Raw genomic sequence first — 26,139 nt, forward strand, 5'->3', positions numbered from 1 at the left:
GGGATGATCGTTCCCACGCTCTGCGTGGGAATGCATCCCGTGACGCTCTGCGTCACATTTAAAAGCGGACGCAGAGCGTCCAGAATTGCGTTCCCACGCGGAGCGTGGGAACGATCAGGGACTTCAGTCAAACATGAACAGCGCATCATTACTGAACTGCACCTCAAACCGATTCGCCGGCATCGGCCGCCCGAACAGGTAACCCTGCACCTCATCACAGCCATGCTCACGCAGGAAGTCCAACTGCTCATGGGTTTCCACGCCTTCGGCAATCACCGCCAGGTTCAGGCTGTGGGCCATGGCAATGATAGCCCGGGCAATCTGTGCGTCCTGCTCACCGGAGGGCAGGCCGTCAACGAAGGTGCGGTCGATCTTCAGCACGTCGATGGGGAATTGCTTGAGGTAGTTGAGCGACGAATAGCCGGTGCCAAAGTCATCCACCGCGATGCTCAGGCCCAGGTTTTTCAGGCTGGCGAGGATCTGCAGGGCTTCGTTGACTTCACGCATCAGGATACTTTCGGTCAGTTCCAGCTCCAGGCACGCCGGCGGCAGGCCGGTGTCCTTGAGGATGGTGGCGATGCGCGTGCCCAACTGGCCGTCGGAGAACTGCCGCGCCGAGATGTTCACTGATACTTTCGGCACGCGCACTTTGTTCTGGTGCCAGGTCTTGAGCTGGCGGCAGGCTTCCCCGATCACCCAGTCGCCCACATCCACCACCAGCCCGAGCTCTTCCAGTACCGGGATAAAGTCCCCCGGCGGTACCAGGCCACGGCGCGGGTGTCGCCAGCGCAGCAGGGCTTCGGCGCCGGTCAGGCGTTTGCCGTCTCCGCTGAATTGCGGCTGGTAATAGAGCACGAATTCGTTCTGGTCCAAGGCGTGGCGCAGGTCGCTTTCCAGCTCCAGGCGCTCCAGGGCGCTGGCGTTCATGTCGGCCTGGTAGAACTGGAAGTTGTTCTTGCCGCGCTCTTTAGCGTGATACATCGCCGTGTCGGCGTTTTTCATCAATTGGCTCAGCTCGTTGCCGTCTTGCGGGCTGAGGGCGATGCCGATACTGGCGGTCACGAAGAACTCGCGGCCTTCCAGCACAAAGGGTTTGACCAGGCTGGCGAGGATCTGCTCGGCCACATGGATCGCACGGTTCAGCGCCATATCGCGGCTGACCCGTGGTTGGAGGAGCAAGGTGAATTCGTCGCCGCCCATGCGCGCCACGGTGTCGTCCTCGGCCACACAACCGAGCAGGCGCGTGGCCATTTCCTTGAGCATCCGGTCGCCGGCCGCGTGGCCGAGGGAGTCGTTGATCGGCTTGAAGCGGTCAAGGTCGAGGAACATTAGCACCACCCACGACTTCTGCCGTTCGGCGGACTGCAACGCGGTGTGCAGGCGGTCCTGGAACAGGGTGCGGTTGGGCAGGTGGGTCAGGGCGTCGTAGTAGGCCAGGCGGTGGATGCGCTGCTCACTGGCCTTGCGCTCGCTGATATCGCTGAAGAAACACACGTAGCTGGCCAGGTCGCCTTCGTCGTCGAACACCGCGGTAATGCCGACCCAGGCCGGGTAATGCTCGCCATTGAGACGCTTGAGCCACACCTCGCCTTCCCAGGTGCTGTGCTGGTGCAATTGCTTGAGCACATAACGCAGATGGGCTTCCTGCTGCTCATCGACGGTGAGCATATTGGGCAACTGGTCGAGCACATCGCTCACCGCATAGCCGCTGACCCGGCTGAACGCCTCGTTGGCCTGCACGATATAACCGGCTGGGTCGGTGATCAAGATCGCCGAAGTGGAATGTTCGAACACCGTGGCTGCCATGCGCAGGTCTTTTTCGGCGCGTCGTTGCTGGCTGATATCGCGGCCCACGCCGAGGATGCCTTCAAACGCGCCATGTTCATCCCACACCAGCACCAGGCGCAGTTCGATCGGCACTTTGCGCCCGTCGGCGCGCAGGCAGTCGAACAGAAACAGTTGGGTCTGGACTTCATCGCGCAAGGTGTTCAAGGCGTCGGGGTTGCCGAGGGCGCGGCTGACCTGTTCCATCAGGCTGTAAATGCCGGTCAACTGCTGAGGGTTGGCAACGATCGACTGCCAGCCGTTCTTGAACACCCAGTCCACGTCATAGCCCAGGACGGTGTTGACCGAGGGGCTGATGTAGTTGAGGGCCAGTTGGCTGTCGGTGGAGCAGATCACGTCGCTGATGCTTTCGGCCAGCATCCGGTAGCGCTGTTCACTGTCGCGTAGTGATTCACTGGCCTCGATCTGGTCGGTAATGTCCTTGGCCACGCCGATGATCCGGGTGACCACCGTAGAGGTATCGCGGGCCAGCGCCTGTTCGCGGATATCGAAGCGGCGCCACTGGTTATTGCGGTGGCGAAAGCGCAGTTGGCAGTGCAGTTGGGTCGTATAGCCGACCTGGCGTTGCTGTTCGCGCGCGTCATGGTAGTGCTCGGCGTCTTCGGGGTGTAGCAGGATTTCCCAGAAGTACTCACCCATTTGCTGCAGTTCGGCTTTGTTGTAGCCCAGGGTGTGACCCAGGTGATGGTTGCTGAAAATCATGCGCTGGCTGATCACGTCCTGCACATACAGGTGATCGGGCACGGTGCGCACCACATCCGACCAGAAGCTCTCGCGCTCCACCAGCGACAACTCGATCAACTTGCGGCTGGTGATGTCGCTGATGCTGAGAATCACGGCCTTGACGTCATCCTGCTGCTCCGGCAAACGCATCACCAGCCACAGGTACTGTTCGTTGCCGGCCACGTCGTTGAGCTGGATTTCCAGCTCCAGCTGTTTTTGCCGGGTCAGTACCGCTTCCAGCACTTGGTAGCCGATGGACGTGGCATTGCTCGGGCAATCATCGATCAGGCGCTCCCACGCCTGCTCGCAAGACGCGACGTTGAGCAGGCGCACGGCCATCTGGTTGACCTCGGTGACGCGCAACTCCTTGAGCAGTTGCTTGCGCTCGGCGGGGTTGGCCTGCAACCAGGCGTGCAACTGCTCACGGCTTTGCACCTGGGTCTTGTTGCAAAACGCCTTCAGCCCCGACAGGTCCAGCACGCACAACGCGACGCCGGTGCCTTCGAAGATGTCCTGGTAGCGTCGCCGGCCTTCGTTCACCTGGCGTTGGCGACGGCGCATGTTGAGCAGCACGATCACCGGGATCAGCGAAAACGCCAGGCCGAGCAGGCACTTGCCGATAAAGGCGGGCAGTAGTTGTTCCAACACCGCGCTGCGGTCAAACATGCCGCGCAGTTGCCAATCGCTTTTGCTCAAGGGCGTGACCAGCACGCTGCGGTTCAATTCTTCCGGCGTCAGGGCGCCGGACCACTGCGCCGGCATGCCGCTGTCACGGCTGACCACACGATGGTTCAGGCTGTTCTCGATCGCCCACATCGGGCGTTGACCCTGGACATCCTGGCGCGTGAGGTTGGCCAGATAATTGGGCGCCAGGCGCAAGGCCCAGTACACCTTGGAGCCACCGCTGGGTTGGTGCAGCAACAGATAGATGACCGTGCCGTCATTGTCGTTGCTCAGGTAGTAGGACTGGGCGTGACTGCGCTTGACCAGGTCTTCGAGCAGGGCACTGTCTTGGCTGCCTTCGGCAGTGTCGCTGATCAGTGCGCCGCTGGGGGCGAGCAGGGCGAAGCTGCGCAGGTCCGGCAGCGAGCGCTGCAACGTGCGCATCAGGGCCTGCTGCTGTTCGGGGTTGCGCGGCGGCTCGACAATCGGCAACAGGTTCAGGGCGATCTGCGCGCTCAGGGCCATGCTCTGGCTGATCTGCTCGGCCAGGTCGGCACTGTAGTCGATGGTGTATTGCTGTTGGTTTTTCTGGTTTTGCTGCAATTGGTCCAGCAGTTGCCAGAACAACAAGGCGAGCAACAGCAGGACAAGCGTCGCCAACGCGCCTTTCAAGGTGCCGTGCAGGGGCGCTCCCGGCGCAATATGAGCGGCGCGCAAGGGCGTGGGCGGCGTGACGTTGGACAAACTGTGATCCTGCGGTTTGGCTGGACTGGCGCGCGACGTGCACTATAAGCCGGACGCCCGAAGGGCGGCTAGCATGCCTTGAGTTGTGGCAAAGTGCCAGTCCTGCCTGGCTGGACTGCCCCAGCGCATTCAGGTAGCTTTGCCGGTTACGCGGGGGCGTTCCAGCCCCAGACATTCAGGCTTTTTTTGCTCGCTGGCATTGATGATAGTCAAAGGCCCGCGCGGCGCATGGCCTGGCACGGGCTTCGTCCGCTTAATTCATCAGTCACTGACGCTAGGTTCACCATGGCTCAATACGTCTTCACCATGCATCGGCTGGGAAAAGTTGTTCCGCCGAAGCGGGAAATCCTGAAAAACATTTCGCTGTCCTTCTTCCCAGGCGCCAAGATCGGCGTGCTCGGCCTCAACGGTTCGGGTAAGTCCACCCTGCTGAAAATCATGGCGGGCGTTGACACCGAGTTCGAAGGCGAAGCCCGTCCGATGCCGGACCTGAACATCGGCTACCTGCCGCAAGAGCCGATTCTGGACCCGACCAAGACCGTGCGTGAAGTGGTCGAAGAAGCCGTCAGCGTGATCAAGGACGCCCAGGCCCGCCTCGATGAGGTGTACGCCGCCTACGCCGAACCGGATGCCGACTTCGACAAGCTGGCTGCCGAACAGGCCAAGCTCGAAGCGATCCTGCAGGCGGGCGATGGCCACAACCTGGAGCGCCAACTGGAAGTCGCCGCCGATGCGCTGCGCCTGCCAGCCTGGGACGCCAAGGTTGAACACCTGTCCGGTGGTGAGAAGCGTCGTGTGGCCCTGTGCCGCCTGCTGCTGTCGGCCCCTGACATGCTGCTGCTCGACGAACCGACCAACCACCTGGACGCCGATTCCGTCGCCTGGTTGGAGCACTTCCTCCACGATTTCCCGGGCACCGTGGTTGCGATCACGCACGACCGTTACTTCCTGGACAACGTCGCCGGCTGGATCCTGGAGCTCGACCGCGGCGCCGGTATCCCTTACGAGGGCAACTACTCCGGTTGGCTGGAAGCCAAGTCCGACCGTCTGGCCGCCGAATCCAAGCAGCAATCGGCCCACGAAAAAGCCATGAAGGAAGAACTGGAATGGGTGCGCAAAGGCGCCAAGGCCCGCCAGTCCAAATCCAAGGCGCGTCTGCAACGCTTCGAAGAAATGCAGTCGCAGGAATTCCAGAAGCGCAGCGAAACCAACGAGATCTACATCCCGGCCGGTCCGCGCCTGGGTGACAAGGTCATCGAGTTCAAGAACGTGACCAAAGGCTATGGCGACCGCGTGCTGATCGACAACCTGTCGTTCGCCATGCCAAAAGGCGCGATCGTCGGCGTTATCGGCGGTAACGGTGCGGGTAAATCCACACTGTTCCGCATGCTGATGGGCAAGGAAACGCCGGACTCCGGCAGCATCGAGATCGGTGACACCGTGCAGTTGGCCTGTGTGGACCAGAGCCGCGACGACCTCGACGGCAGCAAGACTGTGTTCCAGCAGATCTCTGACGGTTCCGACCAGATCCGTATCGGCAACTATGAAATCCCGTCGCGCACCTACGTCGGCCGTTTCAACTTCAAGGGCGGCGATCAGCAGAAGTTCGTCAAGGACCTGTCCGGTGGTGAGCGCGGTCGCTTGCACCTGGCCCTGACCCTGAAAGAGGGCGGCAACGTCCTGCTGCTCGACGAACCGTCCAACGACCTCGACGTTGAAACCCTGCGTTCCCTGGAAGAAGCCCTGCTGGACTTCCCGGGCGCCGCCATTGTGATCTCTCACGATCGGTGGTTCCTTGACCGCGTCGCGACCCACATCCTGGCGTACGAAGATGACTCCCAGGCGGTGTTCTTCGAAGGTAACTACACCGAGTACGAAGCTGACCGCAAGAAGCGCTTGGGTGAGGCCGCTGCCCAGCCGCACCGTGTGCGTCACAAAAAGCTGGCCTGATGCTGCAATAGCCGCAACAGCCTGTTGAAAAAATACCCCTCACGCAGGGGTATTTTTTTGCCCGCGTTATGCCGGAAGCGTCGTGGGCGCCAGCGTTGGGCGGCTGCGCAGCAATTCTTCGACCACCCCCATAAACGCCTCGACCAACAATGAGCGTGACGGTGAGCGCGTGAGTATCAGCAGGTGTACCCAGGCTTCGGGGTCTGCCAAGGGGCGGTAGACCACGCCTTCCCTGGCCAGGGTGCGGGTGCACTGGGGCACGAGCGAGACACCTTGGCCTGCCGCCACCAGGGCGATGATCGAGGTGATCTGGCGCCCCGCAGGGCCCGGGCGCAGCGCCAGGCCGCGGCGTTGATACAGGTGCTCGATGGAGCCGTTGAGGCCCGAACCGTAGTCGCTGGGGAACAGAATCAACGGGTACTCACTGAGCTGGGCGAGGGTGACTTCGCTCTGCTCCGCCAGCGCGTTGTCGCTACAAAGAGCCGCCACCAGCGGTTCTTGCCCCAACGACAAAGCCTCGACGCCGGTTTGCCCAGCCTCCGGCAGCAGGCGGCTCATGCCGACGTCGATGCGCCCGTCCAGTACGTGCGTGTGCAGGCTGCCGGAAGCGCTCTCCACCAGGGTCAGTTGCACATCGGGAAAACGCTGGGCGAAGGCTTGCAGGGTTTGGCTGAAGAGTTCCGACAACGCGATCGAGCTGGCATAGCCTACGACCAGTTGGCCGGTCGAGCCGGCAGCCAGTTTGGCGGCGATGTCTTGTGCAAGCCTGGCGTGTTCCAGCGCTGCGCGGGCATACGGCAAAAAGTGCTGGCCTTGGGCGGTCAGTGTGACCGTGCGACTGGTGCGGTCGAACAGGCGAAAGCCAAGCTCGGTTTCCAAAGCCGAGATCTGCCGCGTCAGAGGCGGCTGGGCAAGGTGCAGGCGCTGGGCCGCACGGCCGAAGTGCAGCTCTTCGGCGACCGTCAGGAAGTAACGTAACTTGCGTAGATCAAGCATTCTGTTTCCTGGGTATTGATCGGTCCGAATTCGGTATTGGTGTTCGCTGCGCTGGGTATTCTATAAACATCCTCGACTATAAGACGAGAGGCCACATGAACCCGCGCATGCATCACGCCCGCTTCGCCGTGTTCCTGTGTGGCTGTGCGGCGTTTCTGAATCTCTATGCGACACAGAGCATCCTGCCTGCGTTTGCCGAAAGCTTCCAGGTGAGTGCCCGGCAGGCAGGGTGGAGCATCACGGTGACCACGCTGGCGGTGGCGGTGACCGCGCCGTTTGTCGGGCGCCTGACCGGCCGTTTCGAGCAGCGCACGGTGATTGCCGTGGCCGCGTTGCTGCTGGCGCTGCCGACGCTGCTGACGGCCTATGTGGACAGTTTTGCCGAGCTGCTGGTGTGGCGTTTTGTCGAAGGGATGTTGATCCCAGTGGTGTTCGCCACCAGCGTGGCTTATATCGGTGATCGCTGGCGTGCGGCCACGGTCACCGAGATCACCAGTTTGTACGTCGCGGGGACGGTGCTCGGTGGGTTTGCCGGGCGCTTTGTCTCGGGTGTCATGACCCAATATGTGGGCTGGCGCGAAGCCTTCGAACTGTTGGCGGTGATCAGCCTGCTGGTCGGCCTGCTGATTGTGTGGCTGTTGCCGGCCAATCCGGTGGCGCGGCCCGGCGTTGCGGCCGTGGGCATGCACGGGGTGCGCCGGCTTCTGCGCAAACCCTTGCTGGCGGCCTATGGCGTCGGTTTCTGCGTGCTGTTCTCCCAAGTCGCAACCTTTACCTATGCCGGGCTGTATCTCAGCCAGGCCCCGTTCAACCTTGGCGCCGCCGCCTTGGGCACTTTGTATGCGGTGTTCCTGCTGGCGCTGGTGGTCATTCCTGTTGCGGGGCGCTTGAGCAAATCGCGACCACAATCGCAGTTACTGACCGGCGCTGTTGCGCTCGGCATCTGTGGCTCGGCGCTGACATTGTTGCCGTCCCTGTGGCTGATCGTGTTGGGGCTGGCCCTGAGTTCGACCGGCGTATTCCTGGCACAGGCATCCGCCAATGCGTATATCGCCACCACGGCAGGCCCGGACAAGTCCGGCGCCGTGGGGCTGTACCTGACCGGCTATTACCTGGGCGGCAGCGCCGGCGCCGTGGTCCCGGCCATGCTTTGGAATCAATGGGGCTGGCCGGGCTGCGTCGCATTGGTCGCAGGTTTTCAGCTGTTGTCGCTGGCGATTGCCCTGCTGGGCTGGAAACCGGTAAAGCCCCAGGCCCTGATCGCCGGGCAGCGCGGCAAACCAGCCTGATTTTTCATCCAGTAAAGGACTATGAGAGGTGAACATGACTAACACCGTGATCAAGCGCAGCCAGTTGTTGAAGCTCATCGAACCGGTATTGAACGACATGCCGGCCGGTGCCTTGCGCCACGCGCTGTTCGAAGCCTTCTGGGCTCAGGAAGACGCGCTGGTGGATATCGAAGACGCTTTTGCGCGACTTACCTCGCGTCGGCATTCGCCGGCGGTACTGCGCAAGTTCTTCGCCAGTTGGTCCAAGACCAATAATTCGGCGGCCAGTGTGTCCGGCCTGGCCAACCGCATTACCTTGCTGGCGCGCTCCGATGAAGGCTCCGCCGCCGCCGCGCAGTTGTACCGCGCCTGCGGCAGCCTGCAACGCATCACCGATGAAGATCTGGGCGCGTTGGGTAATACCTTGCACGCGGACCTGTTCTACACCATGGCCACCGCGCTGTGCGGTGATGACCAGTGGATATTGAAGGACAATTGCCTGCCCTCGGCGCAGGCGTTCAAAGACTGGACCGACACCCGCCGCCTGCGTGATCGCGACCTGTTGCAGGGGTTGCTGACCACGTTGATCCACGAGGTGTACACCCACGGCGAAGTGGAATTCATCCACCCGTTGTACTCGCAGTGGTTCGTGCGGGACATGGGCGTGCCTCCGGAGAAATCCCGGGCGACGGTGGCCTGGGTCACGGTGCACACCGGCGGTACCGAGAGCAACCATTTCGCCCATGCGGTGGCGGCGGTGAATGAGTTCACCACTGCCATGCAGATTGAAGTGGACCCCGCCACGGCGCGCGACATTTTTGCTCAATACCTGCAGCGTAAAGCCAGTGTGATGAGCGACTGTGCGCAGTTGCTGGGTTAACCCGGCCTTTTTGCCTGAGAGCCTCTGACCCAGATGAACACCCTGAAGCAGGCCGCAACGCCATCGTTGTCGCCGCCGGACCCGGTCAGCGTGCGTCGCCGCGCTCTGGTGGCAGGCTGCGGCGCGCATGCCGTGCACGATGGGCTGACCGATGTGATTTATGTGCTGTTGCCGATCTGGCAAGCGCAGTTCGGCCTCAGCTACGCCCAGATCGGCCTGTTGCGTGGTGCTTACGCGGGCATGATGGCCGGTTTTCAGTTACTGGCCAGCCGTGCTGCCGCACGCTGGGGGCGTGAACGCTTGCTGGTAGGTGGCACTGCGTTGGCGGGCCTGGCCTACCTGCTGGCCGGCCAGGCTGGCGGGCTGGGCGTGTTGCTGTTGGCGCTGCTGCTGGGCGGGCTCGGCGCGAGTACGCAGCACCCGCTGGCCTCGTCGTTGATCACCGATACGCACGAGGCCGGAGGGGGCGTCAAACAAGCGCTGTCGCAGTACAACTTCAGCGGCGATATCGGCAAGACCCTGATCCCGGGGTTGATCGGGCTGTTGCTGGCGGTCATCAGTTGGCGCGCCAGTGTCACCCTGCTGGGTGTACTCGGGCTGCTGGCGGCAGGCCTGTTGTGGTGGCTGATCCCGGCACGCGCCGAGGCTTCGGCGGCGCCGGTGAAAGCCGCCCGTACGAGCGCCGGCGCCGGCTCTGCGAGCGGCCTGCGTGCGCTGATCGTGACCGGCACGCTGGACAGCGCCGTGCGCATGGGTTTCCTCACGTTCCTGCCGTTTTTGCTCAAGGCCAAGGGCGCCGGGCCTGCGGGCATCGGCCTGGCGCTGACGATGCTGTTCGTGGGCGGCGCCTTCGGCAAATTGCTGTGCGGTTACCTCGGTGCGCGCATCGGCATGATGAAAACGGTATGGGCCACGGAGTTCACCACGGCTGTGCTGATCGTCATGGCGGTCTACTTGCCCTACGCCGGCTTGATGGTGATGTTGCCGCTGCTGGGGCTGGCGCTGAACGGCACGTCGTCGGTGCTGTACGGCGCAGTCCCGGACTTGGCAGGGCCGGGCAGGCGCGACCAGGCGTTCGCCGTGTTCTACACCGGCACCATCGGTGGCGGCGCCTTGGCGCCGGTGCTGTTCGGCAGCCTTGGGGATGCCACCGGTGTGCCCATGGCCGTCCTGTTGCTGGCCGCCACCCTGTTGCTGACCTTGCCGCTGTCCTGGCGGGTTCAGCAAGGGCTGGAGGCCCAAGCCCGGTAGGGCGAACGAATTTTTCAGCGTGTTCTGGCAGGTATAACAATGAATAACAGTGAACCGTCTGCCGTGTCATTGCCGTTGTCCCAGCGTGCGCAACGTCTCAGCGCCCCCGGCACGTCCAGCATGCGCAGTAAAGCCAATGCCTTGAAAGAAGCCGGCATCAACGTGGTCAACTTTGCCGCTGGCGAATTGTCCATCGATGCCTGCCCGGTGATGAAAGCCGCCGCGACCGATGCGCTCGCCACTGCCCGCAACCGGTATACGCCGCCCATCGGCCTGCCCCAGCTTCGCCACGCGCTGGCGCAGCAGGTCACTCAGCGCTGCGGGGTGAATTACGCCACCGATGAAATAGCGGTGACCGCGGGTGCCAAGCAGGCGCTGTACAACGCTGCAATGGTGCTGCTCAATCCGGGGGATGAAGTCATCGTCGCGGTGCCGTACTGGGAAACCTTCCCCACCCAGATCCAACTGGCCGGCGGCGTCCCCGTCTATGTCGACACGGCTGCGGATGACTATCGCCTCACCTGCGCAGCGGTCCAGAAGGCCCTGACCCCGCGCACCCGGATGATTGTGATCAACACCCCGAACAATCCGACGGGCACGGTTTATCAGCGCGAAGAACTGCTGGGTATTGCCCGGCTCGCCTTCGCACACAGGCTTTGGGTGGTGTTCGACGAGTGTTACCGCAAACTGGTGCGCGCGCCCCATGAACATCACAACATCGTGTCGCTGTTTGCGCCGCTCAAACATCAGACGGTACTGGTCGATTCGTTTTCCAAGAGCCACGCGGTCACCGGCTGGCGGGTAGGGTATGCGTGCGCGCCCGCCCCAGTCATCGCCGCCATGCACAACCTGCAAGGGCATACGACTTCCAACCCGAGCAGCCTGTCCCAATATGCCGCGCTCGGCAGCCTGATGGCGGACGCGCCGCACTTTACCCGCCAGGTCAATGCCTTCCTCGACCAGCAATTGCTCGCGGCCTGCACTTGCCTGGGGCATGTCGACGGCATTCGGTGCGCCCCGCCGGAAGGGGCGTTCTATCTGTTTATCGATGTGTCCCGCAAGTTGGGGGGTCGCTACCTGGGCACCGTTATTCGTGACGTCGACCACTTGGCCGATCTGTTATTGACCGAGGCCCATATTGCGGTAGTGCCAGGCTCTGGCTGTGGTGACGGCAACAGCATCCGTATCTCCTACGCCGTTGAGCGTGAAGCGCTGATTGAGGGCCTCACACGCTTCGCTCGTTTCATGTCAGAAATCGTTGCGCATTAACCCCACCTTAAAAGGATATGAGCCGTGGAAAATCTGAGCCGCCAATTTATCGGGTACGTGAACCAGGCGCTGGTGGATGTCGAGGACGGACATCTGGCCCAGGCCCTGCTCAGCGGTTTCAACAGTCAAACCGACGCGCTGGACACGTACTGCGAGACCTATGTCGACATGACCTCCAGTAATTGGAGCGAGTCGTCACTGTGTACGTTCTTCTGTGGCTGGCGTAGCCCGGACGGCGCCGCCCATGCCGTCTCGAGCATCATCGTGCGCATCCTCCAGGAGTCGGCATCGTTGACGGATGACGCCCGGTTGAAAATGCTCGAGGCGGCGGCCCATTGTGGGGAGATCATTGTCGAGGACATCGGGCTGGGTGAAATGCATGGGCATCCGCACCACTCCAAGCTGTATTACCGCATGGCTTCGGCCATCTGCGGCTCCGATGAATGGCGCCTGCAAGACAAATTCCTCAACCCGATTACCAAGGAATTCTCCGGCTGGGTGGGGGAAAAGCGCCCGTTGGCGCCGCTGCTCATCGAAGCGCTGGAAATGATGGCCATGACGGAGTTGTTCAATACCGGCGAATACAACCTGATGACCCCGCTATGGAAACAGTGGTTGCGCGATGTACGGGGCTATAGCGCCGGTGAGGCCAGCCGCGTCGCAAGTTTTCTCAGTGTGCATTGCGGCAGCGTGGAAGCACGCCACTTCAAGCATGCCGCTGAGGCGTTGCGGCTGTATGCCAGCGCCACCGGGCAGGCCGTGGATTACGCGCGTATCGCACGGCTCTCCAGGGAGTACGTGGCCAGGGCCTGCGAACATCTGCAAAAGATGGCGTCGGTGCTCAAGTGCGAACAGCCCGCCTGGGATTGAGGCTGTCCGATAACCCTTGTTATGCCGCTGATAAGGAGCCTGAACCCTATGATGGATACCGAAGCGCGCCGACGCCCTTTGTCGGCGCTATTGGATAGCAACCGTTGCCTGCGTGTACTCGAAGCCCATAGCCCGATATCGGCGTTGCTCGCGCAGCGCGCCAGGCTGGAGATCAGCCCCGGGCATACGGTGGGGTACGACGCCATCTGGTCGAGTTCGCTGACCGACTCGACCCAGCGCGGGTTACCCGACATCGAAATTCTTTCGCCCAGTAACCGATTGCCGGGGATTCGCGAAATATTCGATGTTTGCTCGCTGCCGCTGATCTTCGATGCCGATACCGGCGGCAAGGCCGAACATTTCGCGATTCATATCAAGATGCTGGAGCGTGCGGGCGTCTCGGCGGTGGTGATCGAAGACAAATGCGGCTTGAAGAAGAACTCACTCTTGGGCATCGAGGTCGACCAGGCGCAGGAGTCCATTGAGGCCTTTTGCGCCAAGCTCCAGGCCGGGTGCACGAGTCGCACCGGCTCAGGGCTGATGATGATTGCCCGGTGTGAAAGCTTGATTCTGAATCGCGGCATGGAAGAGGCGATGGCACGGTGCCTGGCGTATGTCGAGGCGGGGGCGGATGGCATCATGATCCACAGCCGCAAGCAGGATGGCCTGGAAATCCTGGAATTCGCCCGGCAGTTTCGCCTGCAGCGGCCCAGGGTACCGCTGATTTGCGTGCCGACCAGCTATGTTCACCTGAAGTTCGAGGTGCTGGAGCGAGCAGGTTTCAACGCGGTGATTTATGCCAATCACATGTTGCGCAGTGCCTACCTGGCCATGCGCGATACCGCCGTCGGCATACTCGCCAATGGCAGGACGCTGGAACTGGAGTCACGTTGCCTGGGCATTGACGAGATACTCGACCTGGTGCCGGGCACGCGCTAGTGCCCTGCGCGAGTCTGTGGGCAAATGCTGTGCGGGCTTGCTCGCGAAAGCGGTGGGTCAGTCGCTGCATCTGTAACTGCACCGCCGCTATCGCAGGCAAGCCAGCTCCCACATGACCGGTGTACTCGATCAAATGTGGGAACTGGCTTGCCTGCGATGGCGGCCTACCTGTTGGTGCAAAACTCAGAGTGAAATCCCCATTTAAGGGCAAAAAAAGGCAGTTATTTATACTTATTGCACCATTTAATTTCACAAAGGCGACATTTTGCCCTGTCGCGGTGCGAAACGAATTGATAAAGTCCGGCTCAATCTCCGTTTAACAACAATCAATTTGCCGAGACTGTTCATGACCGAATCCGTCGATTCCTTCCTTGCCCGCCTCAAGAAACGCGACCCGGACCAACCGGAATTCCACCAGGCTGTAGAAGAAGTTCTACGCAGCCTGTGGCCCTTTCTTGAAGCCAACCCGCACTATCTGACCTCGGGCATCCTGGAGCGCATCTGCGAGCCGGAACGCGCGATCACGTTCCGAGTGTCGTGGGTGGATGACCATGGCAAGGTCCAGGTCAATCGCGGTTTCCGTATCCAGATGAACAGCGCCATTGGGCCCTACAAAGGCGGTTTGCGCTTTCACCCCTCAGTCAACCTGGGTGTGCTGAAATTCCTCGCCTTCGAACAGACCTTCAAGAACTCTCTGACCTCGTTGCCCATGGGCGGCGGCAAAGGCGGCTCGGACTTCGACCCCAAGGGCAAGAGCGACGCCGAAGTGATGCGCTTCTGCCAGGCGTTCATGAGCGAGCTGTACCGCCATATCGGTGCGGACGTGGACGTACCGGCCGGTGATATCGGCGTGGGCGCACGGGAAATCGGCTTCCTGTTCGGCCAGTACAAACGCCTGAGCAATCAATTCACCTCAGTGCTGACCGGCAAGGGCATGACCTATGGCGGTAGCCTGATCCGCCCTGAAGCCACCGGTTTCGGCTGTGTGTATTTCGCCGAGGAAATGCTCAAGCGCCAAGGCCAGCGCGTCGAAGGCAAGCGTGTGGCCGTGTCCGGCTCCGGTAACGTGGCGCAATACGCGGCGCGCAAGGTCATGGACCTGGGCGGCAAGGTGATTTCCCTGTCGGACTCCGAAGGCACCCTGTACGCCGAAAGCGGGTTGACCGAAGAACAATGGTCGGCCCTGCTGGAACTGAAAAACGTACAGCGCGGGCGTATCAGTGAACTGGCCACACGTTTCGGCCTGGAGTTCCGCAAAGGCCAGGCGCCTTGGGAACTGGCCTGCGATATCGCGCTGCCTTGCGCCACCCAGAACGAACTCGATGCCGACGCTGCGCGTACCTTGCTGCGCAACGGCTGCCTCTGCGTGGCCGAAGGCGCGAACATGCCGACCACGTTGGAGGCTGTGGATATCTTTATCGACGCGGGCATTCTGTTTGCGCCGGGCAAGGCGTCCAATGCCGGTGGGGTGGCGGTGAGCGGTCTGGAAATGTCGCAGAACGCCATGCGCCTGCTGTGGACCGCCGGGGAAGTGGACAGCAAGCTGCACAACATCATGCAGTCGATCCACCATGCCTGCGTGCATTACGGTGAAGAAAACGGCCGCATCAACTACGTCAAGGGCGCGAACATCGCGGGCTTCGTGAAAGTGGCTGACGCGATGCTGGCCCAGGGTATCGTCTAGGCCTCGGGTTCGATGCGCAGCACTTCGATCAACTGATCGCCGACGGGGCGCTGCCACAGCACCTCGTCGCCCACCTGGGCGCCCAACAAGGCACGGCCCAGGGGCGAGCCCCAGTTGATCAAGCCTGCGTTGGCATCGGCCTGGTCTTCACCGACCAACTGGATGCGCTGCTGTTCGTCCTGCTCGTTGGCGAACGTGACCCAACTGCCGATCTGCACCTTGTCGGTGGACGTGGCCGGCGCGACTACCTGGGCGCTCTGCACCCGCTGGTTGAAGTAACGCAGATCCCGCTCAAGGTCCGCCTGGCGCTGCTTGTCGGCCTGCTCACCCTTGGCGGCTTCGTCGCTGTGCTCCCCTTGCAACTGTGCCACCCTGGCCTGCAATTGCGCCAACCCTTGCGCGGTCAGGCGGTTAGGTTGCGCGCTGACCTGACGCTCCACCGGCTGATCAGCCTGGGCCGCCGCGTTATCTTCATTTACAAAAGCTCGGCTCATGGCGTTCTCCTTCCTATGAAGGTTGGGCCACGTTCGCTGCCTGATCGTTCCCACCGGCGCTGATCGTTCCCACGCTCCGCGTGGGAATGCATCCTGTGACGCTCCGCGTCACGACCTCGCGAGCGGACGCGGAGCGTCCAGGGCGGCATTCCCACGCGGAGCGTGGGAACGATCAGCGTGAGCGATAGGCTTTGGCGGCGTCACGATCTTTTTCCTGCTGCCAATCGTGTTCGCGGTCGTCCCTGCGGTTTTCCTCGTAATCGCGCATTTCCTGGCTTTCGCGCATGGCCTTGCACTGACGAAACCCATCTTCCCAACCTTCGGCGTATGGCCGGTCTTTGAGGTAGCGCGGCACATTCTTGCGAAACGCCCCGGTAATCACCCCAGCGGCCTGGCGACCGCTGCTGCAACCGTCGTCGAAGCCATCGGCGAAGGCGGGTGGGTAACCTTTGGCCAGCAATTCCTGATGGGTTGACTGGCAACCCGACAACCCCACCACCGCGCACAGCATGACCGCATACCGCCACATGGCGTACTCCCTGGCCGTTTTACGGCTGATAAGGGAAGTCTAGAAGGGGATTTGTTGGGGCGGTGTGAAAGGCAGGTCAGAAAGTTGTGGGCCGAGTATAAAACCTGTGGGAGCTGGCTTGCCTGCGATGGCGGTGCGTCAGTCACTTGAACCTTGGCTGATATACCGTATATCGCGAGCAAGCCCGCACTCATTAATCAGTAGTGGTACCACTTCAGCTCAAGCATCACTTCATTCACTGGCGTGGACAGGTGGCTGTACTCACGCTGGGCACTCAGGCGCAGGCCCAGGTTGCGCGACAGTTCCCATTGCTGGTTGAGGCTGATGCTGCGCCGCACTTCGCCGTTGGTGAAGAAATCGCCCTTGGCTTCCAGGCTCAGGTTGCCCAACGGGTTTTTCCACAGCACGCCGGTGTTGAACCCGGCGGCCGGGGAGATGGCTTCGCTGAAGTCGTTGTTGTGCTCCACGCGCACGGTGCCGAGGGCGAAGCCGAGCATGTCGTCGGAGAGTTGCCAGGTGCCACCGGCGCCGCCGTTGACGTGGGCCACCAGGGTTTCGTCGTCGTGTTTGCCCGGTACGCGTTCCAGGCCGCCGGTGACTTGCCACGACCAGGGTTGCAGCAGCGCATTGCGCGGCGTCAGCGAGCGGATGGTGGCAAGGTCCAGTTGCTGGAGCTGCCAGTGATTGCCCTCGTACTGGCGCAGTTTCATTTGCAGGATTTCGATCTGCGCGCCCAAGGGGAAGCCTTCGGCGTTGTCGTTGAGGTCGTGATAGGCCATGCGCAGGCCATATTCACCGAAGGCTTTGTCGCCGCGGGTGCCGATGCCGGCTTGCCAGGTGCGCGACTCATGGCCATTTTCCGGCAGGCCAGGCGGGGTGATCTTCAGGTCTGGCGCCGGGTTCTGGTTGATCGCACGCAGCAGTTCGAAGCTGCGCTGGGAGCGTGTCGCATCGCGCTCCAGGCCATTGGCGCGGTAGCGGCCCAGGCGGTAAGCAGCATCCACGATCAGTGCCTGGCGCTCGCGGGGCAGTGCTTTGAATGCAGGCTCTTGCAGTTGCTTCTGGTCATCGCTGACTTTCAACACCCACTGCTGCTCATCGCCGTCCAGCGGCTTGGCGCGTTCGAGCAGTTCGCGTTCACGCGAGGGGCGATAGTCGATCTTTTCGACCAGACCTGCGTCCTTTACCGCCTTGACGGTATCGGTAGGGATCGCGGTGAGTGGGAATTGCTCAGTCAAACGCAGGCCAGGGCGGGCCACTTGCAGCAGTTCGAGCAGGCGATAGGAGCAGTTTTCGTCGAAGAAGAAGTAATCGAACTGGATCTGCTTGAGCTCCCACACGTGCTCGACCATACGCTTGGTCTCGACCTCGGTGAGGTTCAGGCGGTATTCCCACAAATCGCGGTTTTCGAGGCTGCGGTATTCCGAGAGTTTCTCCTGATAGGGCACCAGGGCGAACAGGCCGGGATAGCCGCCCATCAGGCCCTTCCAGGCATAGAGGATGCTGTTGTCGGAGCCTTCGATATAGGCGCCGAAGTTGATCGCATAGCTGAGCAGGGCGGTGTTGTTGCTTTGCACGTCGGCCTGGTCGATGCGCAGCAGGGTGTGGCCGAACATCGACGACGGGCTGTTGAGGTAGGCCGCCGGGAAGATCATCACTGCGCTATGGGGCGCGACGTCCTTGAACCACTGGGTGAACTCTTTGCACTCCAGGGCGGGCAGGTCGTTCAGTTGCAACTGCGCCTTGAGCCAGCGGGTACGTGCGGGGTACACACATTGGGCGTGCTTTTCACCCAGGCTGGCCGGTGCATACAGCGCATCAACGGTGGCCTTGAGTTCGGCGTCCGGATGGTGCGCGCCATCGGGAGCGATGAAGAATTTCTTGTCGCTGACATAGCTGCGCCAGCCACTGATCTTGCCGGCTTCGTAGTGCCCCAGCGACAGCCAGAATGGATCATTGGCCAGTTGCTGCAAACGTTGATCGTCGAGGTGCGGTGCCGCATGCAGCGGGGCGCAGGCGAAGAGAGCCAGGCAAGCAAGGCGTTTGAGCATGGAGGCTACTTAAGTCGGACGGAAAAAAAGACCCAAGGTGGGCGGGTCGAAAAAATAAAACCCGCGCCTCGAAAGGCGCGGGCAGGTCGAGCTTAAGCCTGGGTTGCGTATTTCGCCAGACGGGCATCGCTTTTCAGTACAGCAATGGTGTTGTTGTGCACGTCGTCAGCGGTCACGTCAGCCTTGCTGAAGATCTGCTGGAAGTGCTCGTGGGTTACGGCCGCGAAGTGATCGCGATCTTCCGGCGCAACACCCAGTACCACCGCGTAGGTGGTCAGCGCTTCGCCGTTGCCTTTGGCCATGTCTTCGGACAGCTCGTTCATCATGCCATTCATGGCAATCCAGGACTTGCCGCCGTAGGTCAGGGCGCTGTTGGTGCTGCAACCGTTGGTGCCCGAGGTCATGCCGAAGGTGGCGTTACCCGAAGTACCGTTGGTGGTGGAGGCGAGGAAGTGGGCCGGAGTACCGCGCTGGCCTTCGAACAACATGTTGCCCCAACCGCAGTTCGGGCCACCTGGTGCTTCTGCCATTGCATTGAGGGAGACGACGGTGAAGAGAGTACCAAGAAGGATCCGTTTCATAGCTTTGTTCTCTTTGTGTGCAAACCAATGGACAAGGGTTCAGGTGCTCAACGCACCCTAGGGGCCAGTTATTAGTCCAACCCGCGCAGTTTGGAGTTTAGGCACGTTCCCAGGGTTCCGTGTTTTTTTATAAACATTCAGTGGCGGGCGATTTTTTTGCAGGACGCGTGCGGTGGCTATGCTTTCCCGAAAGCGCGCCTTGCCAGAGCGCTCAACCGGGAGCCAGAATGCCCCATCTGCCCCGCCTGATGTAAGGAAGCCCGATGCCTGATCCTGTTGCTGCCAGCTTGCGTCTAGCGCCCGAAGCGCTGACTCGTCCTTTCTCCGCTGAACAGTTCAGCTTCTCGACCACCAATGATTTGGAGCCCTTTCGCGGTGTGCTTGGCCAGGAACGTGCGGTTGAAGCCTTGCAGTTCGGCGTGGCCATGCCACGCCCCGGTTACAACGTGTTTGTCATGGGCGAGCCGGGCACCGGCCGCTTTTCGTTCGTCAAACGCTACCTGAAAGCCGAAGGCAAGCGCCTGCAAACCCCGGCGGACTGGGTTTATGTGAATAATTTCGATGAGCCCCGCGAGCCCCGCGCCCTGGAATTGCCAGGTGGCGCCGCCGCGGCGTTTATTGCCGATATCAACGGCCTGGTCGATAACCTGGTCGCCACCTTCCCGGCGGTGTTCGAGCACCCGACTTATCAACAGCGTAAAAGCGCCATCGACCGGGCGTTCAACCAGCGCTACGACAAAGCGCTGGACGTGATCGAGCGCCTGGCCCTGGAAAAAGACGTGGCGCTGTACCGCGACAGCTCCAATATCGCCTTTACGCCGATGCTCGACGGCAAGGCGCTGGACGAAGCCGAGTTTTCGCAACTGCCGGAGGCCGATCGCGAGCGCTTCCACACCGATATCTCCGAGCTGGAAGAACGCCTCAACGAAGAACTGGCCAGCCTGCCGCAGTGGAAGCGTGAGTCCAACAACCAGCTGCGCCAGTTCAACGAAGAAACCATCACCCTGGCCCTGCAGCCTTTGCTGGCGCCCTTGTCGGAAAAATACGCAGAAAATGCCGGCGTCTGTGGCTACCTGCAGGCCATGCAGGTGTACCTGCTCAAAACCGTGGTCGAGCAGTTGGTGGACGACGCCAAGACCGACGCCCAGGCGCGCAAGCTGCTCGAAGAGCAATACTGCCCGAGCCTGGTGGTAGGCCACTCGGTCAACGGTGGCGCGCCGGTGGTGTTTGAACCGCACCCGACCTACGACAACCTGTTCGGCCGTATCGAATACAGCACCGACCAGGGCGCGCTCTACACCACCTATCGCCAGTTGCGTCCCGGCGCGTTGCACCGCGCCAACGGCGGTTTTTTGATCCTGGAAGCCGAAAAAATGCTCAGCGAGCCGTTTGTGTGGGATGCGCTCAAGCGTTCCCTGCAATCGCGCAAGCTGAAGATGGAATCGCCTTTGGGCGAACTCGGCCGCCTGGCCACCGTGACACTCAACCCGCAGATGATTCCCTTGCAGGTCAAGGTGATCATCATCGGCTCGCGCCAGTTGTATTACGCCTTGCAGGACGCCGACCCGGACTTCCAGGAGATGTTCCGCGTACTGGTGGACTTCGACGAAGACATCCCCATGGTCGACGAGAGCCTGGAGCAGTTCGCCCAGTTGCTCAAAACCCGTACTTCGGAAGAAGGCATGGCGCCGCTGACTTCGGACGCGGTGGCGCGCCTGGCGACCTACAGCGCACGCCTGGCCGAACATCAGGGGCGTTTGTCGGCGCGTATTGGTGATTTGTTCCAGCTGGTGAGCGAGGCGGACTTTATTCGCCACCTGGCCGGCGACGAAATGACCGATGCCGGGCATATCGAGCGCGCCCTCAAGGCCAAGGCCACGCGCACCGGCCGCGTGTCGGCGCGGATTCTCGACGACATGCTCGCCGGCGTCATCCTGATCGATACCGCCGGTGCCGCTGTGGGCAAGTGCAACGGCTTGACGGTGCTGGAGGTCGGCGACTCGGCATTCGGCGTGCCGGCGCGGATTTCCGCCACGGTATACCCGGGCGGTAGCGGTATTGTCGACATCGAACGCGAAGTTAACCTCGGCCAGCCGATTCACTCCAAGGGCGTGATGATCCTCACTGGTTACCTGGGCAGCCGCTATGCCCAGGAATTCCCGTTGGCCATCTCCGCCAGTATTGCCCTGGAGCAGTCCTACGGGTATGTGGACGGCGACAGTGCGTCCTTGGGCGAGGCGTGCACCTTGATCTCGGCCTTGTCGAAGACGCCGCTCAAGCAATGTTTTGCCATTACCGGCTCGATCAACCAGTTTGGTGAAGTGCAGGCGGTGGGCGGGGTCAACGAGAAGATCGAAGGCTTCTTCCGCCTTTGCGAAGCTCGCGGGCTGACCGGTGAGCAGGGGGCGATCATCCCTCAGGCCAACGTGGCCACGCTGATGCTCGACGAGAAGGTGTTGCAGGCCGTGCGTGCCGGGCAATTCCATATCTATGCGGTGCGCCAGGCGGATGAGGCCTTGAGCCTGCTGGTGGGCGAGGATGCCGGTGAGCCGGACGCCGAGGGGCAGTTCCCGGAAGGCACCGTGAATGCGCGGGTGGTGGAGCGCTTGCGGGCGATTGCCGAGATGATCAGTGATGAGGATTTGAAGGAGGCGGAGAAAGAGCTGGCGCAGCAGGCGTTGGCGGAAGCGAAGCCAACCTGATTGCTGTCATCACTCGATCAAGGTGGGAGCTGGCTTGCCTGCGATAGCGGTGTATCAGTCAACTGGGAGGTTGGCTGTGAGTCTGTCATCGCAGGCAAGCCAGCTCCCACAGTGGTCCGTGGTGTTTTTGGGAATGTTTAGCGTGCCACAAAATTGACTCCACCCTCAGGGACCAACGCCCGTTGGTCCCTACAACCTTGGTTTGTCGCGTTTTTATTCTATTCTCAGAGTCAGGGATATCCACAGGAGTCGCAGGATAGAAACAGCCTCGCCTTGCGCTGGGGCTGAACACCGATCTACCGAGGGGCGCCGCCATGTCGCGCAACCTTTGCCTTACTCGCCAGTGCCTGGGCCTGGTCACCCGTATCGAATGCTCCATTCGCCCTCTCGCCGGGGATAACGGGATGTGGACGCTGTTGTTTGCCGCCGGCATGTCGGGCGAGCAGCCTTCCACTGTCAAATCCCAGGGCCCGTTCCATGGGCCCTTCGTGGCAGAACGCATGCTGGGCACCATCGTTGATAGCCTGACCTTGCACGGCTACGAGCAAATGGACGAGCCGCAGATATGGTGCCTGCACCTGCAGGCTCATCTGCGCCAACTCAATGGCGGCCAGGAGCGACTAGCCCTCTGAGGATCGTTCCCACGCTCCGCGTGGTAACGCCGCCCCGGACGCTCCGCGTCCACCCAGGGCTATTTGCTCTCAGGCTTGTCCAGCTTCACCTCAAAGCCGTACTGCACGGTGCTGAGGTCGGTGCGCTGGTAACTTTCCAGCGTGGTCGGCTGGCCGTAGAAGTAATGCACGTCAAACATCGCCGTGCCGTATTCCTCGGCGCGGTGGCTGACACCGAGAATCTCCTTGAGGTAATTGCCGCTGGCATCCTTGGCATAGAAGCGCCAACTGTCGGCGGGGAAGTCCTTCTGGTCGACGATCAGCGCGTTGTCCTTGAGCGACAGGCCCTTGGGCAGCTTGGCTGCGTCAATCGTGGCCTTCTCGATGGTGGCCAGAAACAACGGTACCGAGCCCACCACAAACGCCGGGGTTTCCGGGAACAGGTTGAGGTCGTAGGTGAGCGTGCCGCTGACTGCGTTCAGCTCGAAAGCCTCGGTCGGCAGCTCGATAGGCTCGCCGCGCTCGCCCTTGTCATCGGCGGTGAAAAAGGTGATAGGCGCGTCACTGTTGTTGCGCTCGGCACCGACCAGGTCGTCATTGAAGGTGAACGGGTGGTCGAACACGATTTTTGCGGCGCTGGCGTCTTCGGTCGATTGGCTGATGGTGACGCTGTTTTTCAGTTGGTCCTCCGTCATCGAGGCATCTTTGAGCCAACTGGCGGCGCCGTCGTCATACACCGTGACCGGCATTGGCAGGGGCTGCACGGTGTTTTGCAGGCTGTTCCTGTCAAAGCGCATCACCGGCAGGTCCAGGTCTTTACGGGTGACCGTGGCCTTGGAGAAATCCAGCACATTCACCTGCAGGTTATCGATCAGCCCGTTGAAATACACCTTGGCGTAATGGCTGGTCTGCTGGCGCTCGAAGGCTTTTTGCGCGTCGGTGAGCTGTTTATCGAAGGCATCGGACCACGCGGTCTGTTTTTGCATCTCGGCCAGTTGTTTTTCATAGAACGCCACTTGCGCGGCACTCTCGTTGATCGAGCCTGAGCGGGTCAGAAACTGCCCGGTGCTGTCCCGTGCCTGCACCAGCAGCGGATTGGGTGACGCATCGCCCACTTCGGCGGCCAGGGGCTGGCTGTTGGTCAATTCGATCTCGGCGTAGTTCTTTTCCAGCGTCAGCAGGTTGAGGGTGATGTTGCCGTCGGTGCGTTTATGGCCCACGTCTTGTTTGGTCAGGTCGAACGTCAGCACCTTGCCCGGGGTGACCACCTCCACCGCGCCCTTGAGGCTGATGGGTTGTGGCTGGCTCTTGTTTTCCGTCTCGATGCCTTCGATAAACGGGTAGGTCACCGTCAGGTCGTCGGGGTTGGTCAGGTTGGAGCTGCTGGGGCTCAGTTGAATGCCGGGGTCGGTTTCTGACCATTCCGGTTGGAAGGGAATGACTTTATTGTTGCTCAGGGTGACCGACTGCCATTCCAGGCCATGGGGGAAGGGGAACTGGTCCGGCGCGTTGAAGTTGAACGGGAAGACCGGCTGCAAATCCGTCAGGTAGTCGGAGTGCGAGGTTTTGCGCAGCACGAACAGGCCATTGATGTAGCTGTCCACCAGCGCTTGGGGCGTAGGGTAATGCTTGAGCAGGGCCAGGCTGTCTTCGCCGTATTCGGCTTCGATGGGCTTGCTGGCGAGCTTGACGCGCGCGCGCTCCAGCAACAGCAGCGAGCCGCCCAGGTCGGCGATGGCATCGCGCAGCTTGGGATCCTGGATGCTGTCCAGAGACTGTTCGAACTTTGTGGTTTTCTCTTCGAGGGTCGCCTGCTTCTGCTCTTCTTTGGGGGAGCAGCCGCTGGCCATCAGCAACGCCGCGCACAGGCCGAAAGTGGCCAAAGGGGATCGCACATCCATCATCTGAGTTTTCCTGTCCGACATCATCGAGCCGAGTGAATGGCCTCGACACTAGCAGAAAAATTCTCTTACAGATGCCACTTGGGTCAGTTTTCTCGCGGTGACAGGGGCCGGGTAGCGGCTGGTATACTCGGCGCCATTTTTAGCCAAGCTGTGTGAGATTCAATGGAACGCTTTATCGAAAATACAATGTACGCCTCGCGTTGGCTGCTGGCGCCGATCTACCTGGGGCTGTCCTTGGGCCTGCTGGTCCTGGCGTTGAAATTCTTCCAGGAAATCATTCACGTGATTCCCAACATCTTCACCATGTTGGAAGCCGAAGTGATCCTGCTGCTGCTGTCGTTGATCGACATGGCCCTGGTGGGCGGCTTGCTGGTGATGGTGATGATTTCCGGTTACGAGAACTTCGTGTCGCAGCTGGATATCGACGAAAACAAGGAAAAGCTCAACTGGCTGGGTACCATGGACTCGTCGTCGCTGAAGATGAAAGTTGCGGCCTCCATCGTGGCGATTTCCTCCATCCACCTGCTGCGCATCTTCATGGACGCCAAGAACGTCGATCCACAGCACCTGATGTGGTACGTGATCATCCACATGACCTTCGTGGTCTCGGCGTTCGCCATGGGCTACCTGGACAAACTCACCAAGCATTGATACCCCGCGCTGGCCTTACTGCTCCACGAAGTAATAAGGCTGGCGGTTGACTGCCATTTGCTTGATCACCGTAACCGGCTCTTTTAGCCGGTCAGTGTGGTCCGTCAGCGCAACGTTGCCGGGCTTGGCGCTGAGGAAGGCGCGCAGTTCGGCTTCGGTGTTCAGGATCGGCAAGTAGGCCTGCAGGTAGAACACGCTGGCGCCGTCGATGCGCTCGTTGGGTTGGTACATGGCCACCGTCCTGCCTTCGTCTTGCAGGGTCTGGATCTGGCTGATCACCGGCACGAATGAATGGCGCACATCGGCTTTGGGTGCAAACCAGAACGCCGCGCTCAGGTAGCAGGCGATGGCCAGGCTGAAAACCCCGCCGATGATCTGCCGGTGATAGCGGTACAGCCCCGGCTTATGGTCTTTGGCCCACTCCAGCAGCACCCGCGCATATTCGGCAGCCAGTACAGCCGCGGCTGGCGTCAGCGCCATCAAATACACGGTGCGTTTACTGGAAGCCAGGGTCAGCAGGGTGAACTGCGCCACCAGCCACACACTGAAAAACAGGCGGTAGCGGTTGCGTACCAGGCTTTTGCGGAAGTGCCACAGGCCCAAGTACACCAGGATGTTCCAGGGCAGGAAGGCCTCGGGCAGTTTCGCGAGGTAATAGTAGAAAGGTTCGTAATGCCCGGCCTCGACGAACGAACCACTGAAGCGCCCGACGCTATTGGTCCATAACACCTCACCCACCGCCTGCATCCCACCGCGCTGAAACAGAAACCCCAGCCAGATCAGCAGCGGCACCAACGCCAACAGCGTGAACAGCGCCGGCTTGAGCCAATCGCCCAGCCGCAGGCGTTTATCCATCAGGCTGGTGCTGAACAGGTACACGAAAATCACAATGCCCGGCATCGCCAGGCCCAACACACCCTTGCTCAACGTAGCGATGACCATCCCGGCGGTAAACAACGCCCAGGCCCAAGTACTTGAACCTTCACGATCGGGCCGTACCGCCTGGTAAAACCCCAGCAGGGCCGCGGTGACACCGAGGCTGAGCAACGAATCCTCACCCACCCCCCGCACATTGCCCCAATAACTGGCCATGGTCGCCAGGATCAGCGCAGCGCTGAACGCCAGCGTCTGCGGCCGCCCGAACCGACGCAACATCCCGTACAACAGCATCACACTGAACAACCCGGCAAACGCCGACGCCAGGCGCACCGCCCCGGTGCTGGCGCCAAACAGGCGAATCGCACCCGCGTCCAGCCACAGGCTCAGGGGTGGTTTTTCCAGGAAGGGTTCACGAAACAGGCGCGGCACCACCCAGTCATTGTCCAGGTGCATCGCCATGGCGATCCCGGACACCCGGGCTTCGGTAGAGCCTTGCAGCTCGTGGTTGCCGAGGGCGAAGAAGAACAACAGAGCAGCAAGCAAGAGCAGCAGGGGAGCGGGGCGCGTCATGGAGTCTGGCTACCGAGGCATGAGACCGATCGGGCGACCGGTCATGGGTAGTCAGGGAGTATACGAGTGCGATTCTTAACCTTTG

At 61.2% G+C, this 26,139-nt stretch carries 19 protein-coding genes; 11 read left to right on the forward strand and 8 right to left on the reverse strand.

The genetic code is table 11. The features are described 5' to 3' along the window. Nucleotides 1-123 precede the first annotated feature (123 nt). Entirely contained in the window at nucleotides 124-3,975 is a 3,852-nt protein-coding gene (locus tag GIV26_RS10535; RefSeq protein WP_106118044.1) for a sensor domain-containing protein, read from the reverse strand. Nucleotides 3,976-4,260: 285 nt separating this feature from the next. Here GIV26_RS10535 and ettA point away from each other — a divergent pair, with 285 nt between their 5' ends. Next, nucleotides 4,261-5,925 (forward strand): energy-dependent translational throttle protein EttA, encoded by a 1,665-nt coding sequence (gene ettA / locus GIV26_RS10540; RefSeq protein ID WP_014720011.1) that lies wholly within the window; start codon nucleotides 4,261-4,263, stop codon nucleotides 5,923-5,925. A 66-nt stretch (nucleotides 5,926-5,991) separates the two neighbouring features. Here the strand turns inward: ettA and GIV26_RS10545 are convergent, their stop codons facing one another. Further along, the gene (locus GIV26_RS10545) at nucleotides 5,992-6,921 is read right to left on the reverse strand and encodes a LysR family transcriptional regulator (protein WP_236280400.1); all 930 of its coding nucleotides are present in this window, start codon (nucleotides 6,919-6,921) and stop codon (nucleotides 5,992-5,994) included. 95 nt (nucleotides 6,922-7,016) lie between these two features. Here GIV26_RS10545 and GIV26_RS10550 point away from each other — a divergent pair, with 95 nt between their 5' ends. From GIV26_RS10550 to gdhA, 7 genes are all read left to right on the forward strand, one after another. Continuing rightward, nucleotides 7,017-8,210: an MFS transporter gene (locus GIV26_RS10550; protein WP_054896151.1), complete on the forward strand. Its 1,194-nt coding sequence runs from the start codon at nucleotides 7,017-7,019 to the stop codon at nucleotides 8,208-8,210. 34 nt (nucleotides 8,211-8,244) lie between these two features. Beyond that, nucleotides 8,245-9,069 carry a hypothetical protein gene (locus GIV26_RS10555; RefSeq protein WP_019818016.1) on the forward strand — a complete coding sequence of 275 codons (825 nt, stop codon included), beginning with the start codon at nucleotides 8,245-8,247 and terminating at the stop codon, nucleotides 9,067-9,069. Between the two features lie 33 nt (nucleotides 9,070-9,102). Further along, the gene (locus GIV26_RS10560; RefSeq protein WP_236280402.1) at nucleotides 9,103-10,320 is read left to right on the forward strand and encodes an MFS transporter; all 1,218 of its coding nucleotides are present in this window, start codon (nucleotides 9,103-9,105) and stop codon (nucleotides 10,318-10,320) included. Between the two features lie 39 nt (nucleotides 10,321-10,359). Next, on the forward strand, nucleotides 10,360-11,589 hold the full coding sequence (locus GIV26_RS10565) for a pyridoxal phosphate-dependent aminotransferase (RefSeq protein ID WP_236280405.1): 1,230 nt from the start codon (nucleotides 10,360-10,362) through the stop codon (nucleotides 11,587-11,589). Nucleotides 11,590-11,613: 24 nt separating this feature from the next. Next, a complete protein-coding gene (locus GIV26_RS10570; protein ID WP_072448311.1) occupies nucleotides 11,614-12,459 on the forward strand; it encodes a hypothetical protein in 846 nt (281 codons plus the stop codon). A 48-nt stretch (nucleotides 12,460-12,507) separates the two neighbouring features. Then, nucleotides 12,508-13,398 (forward strand): phosphoenolpyruvate mutase, encoded by an 891-nt coding sequence (aepX, locus tag GIV26_RS10575; protein WP_089042481.1) that lies wholly within the window; start codon nucleotides 12,508-12,510, stop codon nucleotides 13,396-13,398. A gap of 346 nt (nucleotides 13,399-13,744) precedes the next feature. Beyond that, on the forward strand, nucleotides 13,745-15,082 hold the full coding sequence (gene gdhA / locus GIV26_RS10580) for an NADP-specific glutamate dehydrogenase (RefSeq protein ID WP_034126961.1): 1,338 nt from the start codon (nucleotides 13,745-13,747) through the stop codon (nucleotides 15,080-15,082). Here the strand turns inward: gdhA and GIV26_RS10585 are convergent. From GIV26_RS10585 to GIV26_RS10600, 4 genes are all read right to left on the reverse strand, one after another. Further along, nucleotides 15,079-15,576 (reverse strand): GreA/GreB family elongation factor, encoded by a 498-nt coding sequence (locus tag GIV26_RS10585; RefSeq protein WP_060764087.1) that lies wholly within the window; start codon nucleotides 15,574-15,576, stop codon nucleotides 15,079-15,081. The genes gdhA and GIV26_RS10585 overlap by 4 nt on opposite strands. Before the next feature lie 172 nt (nucleotides 15,577-15,748). Continuing rightward, nucleotides 15,749-16,105 carry a hypothetical protein gene (locus GIV26_RS10590; protein WP_072448317.1) on the reverse strand — a complete coding sequence of 119 codons (357 nt, stop codon included), beginning with the start codon at nucleotides 16,103-16,105 and terminating at the stop codon, nucleotides 15,749-15,751. Nucleotides 16,106-16,302: 197 nt separating this feature from the next. Next, entirely contained in the window at nucleotides 16,303-18,156 is a 1,854-nt protein-coding gene (locus tag GIV26_RS10595; protein WP_057975512.1) for an Lnb N-terminal periplasmic domain-containing protein, read from the reverse strand. Nucleotides 18,157-18,248: 92 nt separating this feature from the next. Further along, a complete protein-coding gene (locus GIV26_RS10600) occupies nucleotides 18,249-18,737 on the reverse strand; it encodes a DUF3015 domain-containing protein (protein ID WP_003194274.1) in 489 nt (162 codons plus the stop codon). A 263-nt stretch (nucleotides 18,738-19,000) separates the two neighbouring features. Here GIV26_RS10600 and GIV26_RS10605 point away from each other — a divergent pair, with 263 nt between their 5' ends. Further along, nucleotides 19,001-21,439: a Lon protease family protein gene (locus GIV26_RS10605; protein ID WP_034126964.1), complete on the forward strand. Its 2,439-nt coding sequence runs from the start codon at nucleotides 19,001-19,003 to the stop codon at nucleotides 21,437-21,439. A 314-nt stretch (nucleotides 21,440-21,753) separates the two neighbouring features. Beyond that, entirely contained in the window at nucleotides 21,754-22,071 is a 318-nt protein-coding gene (locus tag GIV26_RS10610) for a PA4575 family protein (RefSeq protein WP_003194269.1), read from the forward strand. 59 nt (nucleotides 22,072-22,130) lie between these two features. Here the strand turns inward: GIV26_RS10610 and GIV26_RS10615 are convergent, their stop codons facing one another. After that, nucleotides 22,131-23,954 carry a hypothetical protein gene (locus GIV26_RS10615; RefSeq protein ID WP_083544081.1) on the reverse strand — a complete coding sequence of 608 codons (1,824 nt, stop codon included), beginning with the start codon at nucleotides 23,952-23,954 and terminating at the stop codon, nucleotides 22,131-22,133. Between the two features lie 162 nt (nucleotides 23,955-24,116). Here GIV26_RS10615 and GIV26_RS10620 point away from each other — a divergent pair, with 162 nt between their 5' ends. Then, entirely contained in the window at nucleotides 24,117-24,605 is a 489-nt protein-coding gene (locus tag GIV26_RS10620; protein ID WP_014719996.1) for a TIGR00645 family protein, read from the forward strand. A 15-nt stretch (nucleotides 24,606-24,620) separates the two neighbouring features. On the opposite strand, the gene GIV26_RS10625 is transcribed toward GIV26_RS10620, so the two are convergent. After that, nucleotides 24,621-26,054, reverse strand: coding sequence for an ArnT family glycosyltransferase (locus GIV26_RS10625; RefSeq protein WP_057975511.1), 1,434 nt, complete (start codon nucleotides 26,052-26,054; stop codon nucleotides 24,621-24,623). Between the last annotated feature and the right edge of the window lie 85 nt (nucleotides 26,055-26,139).

Source organism: Pseudomonas sp. PA-1-3F (assembly GCF_021609665.1).
In the GTDB taxonomy this organism is placed as follows: Bacteria; Pseudomonadota; Gammaproteobacteria; order Pseudomonadales; family Pseudomonadaceae; genus Aquipseudomonas; species Aquipseudomonas paracarnis.

What these genes read in the sequence shown, in the direction of transcription:
- gdhA (WP_034126961.1), top strand. Translation starts at nt 13,745, where the DNA reads ATGACCGAATCCGTCGATTCCTTCCTTGCCCGCCTCAAGAAACGCGAC.
- GIV26_RS10600 (WP_003194274.1), bottom strand. Translation starts at nt 18,737, where the DNA reads ATGAAACGGATCCTTCTTGGTACTCTCTTCACCGTCGTCTCCCTCAAT.
- GIV26_RS10585 (WP_060764087.1), bottom strand. Translation starts at nt 15,576, where the DNA reads ATGAGCCGAGCTTTTGTAAATGAAGATAACGCGGCGGCCCAGGCTGAT.
- GIV26_RS10610 (WP_003194269.1), top strand. Translation starts at nt 21,754, where the DNA reads ATGTCGCGCAACCTTTGCCTTACTCGCCAGTGCCTGGGCCTGGTCACC.
- GIV26_RS10550 (WP_054896151.1), top strand. Translation starts at nt 7,017, where the DNA reads ATGAACCCGCGCATGCATCACGCCCGCTTCGCCGTGTTCCTGTGTGGC.
- aepX (WP_089042481.1), top strand. Translation starts at nt 12,508, where the DNA reads ATGATGGATACCGAAGCGCGCCGACGCCCTTTGTCGGCGCTATTGGAT.
- GIV26_RS10615 (WP_083544081.1), bottom strand. Translation starts at nt 23,954, where the DNA reads ATGATGGATGTGCGATCCCCTTTGGCCACTTTCGGCCTGTGCGCGGCG.
- GIV26_RS10605 (WP_034126964.1), top strand. Translation starts at nt 19,001, where the DNA reads ATGCCTGATCCTGTTGCTGCCAGCTTGCGTCTAGCGCCCGAAGCGCTG.
- GIV26_RS10560 (WP_236280402.1), top strand. Translation starts at nt 9,103, where the DNA reads ATGAACACCCTGAAGCAGGCCGCAACGCCATCGTTGTCGCCGCCGGAC.
- GIV26_RS10555 (WP_019818016.1), top strand. Translation starts at nt 8,245, where the DNA reads ATGACTAACACCGTGATCAAGCGCAGCCAGTTGTTGAAGCTCATCGAA.
- GIV26_RS10595 (WP_057975512.1), bottom strand. Translation starts at nt 18,156, where the DNA reads ATGCTCAAACGCCTTGCTTGCCTGGCTCTCTTCGCCTGCGCCCCGCTG.
- GIV26_RS10590 (WP_072448317.1), bottom strand. Translation starts at nt 16,105, where the DNA reads ATGTGGCGGTATGCGGTCATGCTGTGCGCGGTGGTGGGGTTGTCGGGT.
- ettA (WP_014720011.1), top strand. Translation starts at nt 4,261, where the DNA reads ATGGCTCAATACGTCTTCACCATGCATCGGCTGGGAAAAGTTGTTCCG.
- GIV26_RS10565 (WP_236280405.1), top strand. Translation starts at nt 10,360, where the DNA reads ATGAATAACAGTGAACCGTCTGCCGTGTCATTGCCGTTGTCCCAGCGT.
- GIV26_RS10625 (WP_057975511.1), bottom strand. Translation starts at nt 26,054, where the DNA reads ATGACGCGCCCCGCTCCCCTGCTGCTCTTGCTTGCTGCTCTGTTGTTC.
- GIV26_RS10545 (WP_236280400.1), bottom strand. Translation starts at nt 6,921, where the DNA reads ATGCTTGATCTACGCAAGTTACGTTACTTCCTGACGGTCGCCGAAGAG.
- GIV26_RS10620 (WP_014719996.1), top strand. Translation starts at nt 24,117, where the DNA reads ATGGAACGCTTTATCGAAAATACAATGTACGCCTCGCGTTGGCTGCTG.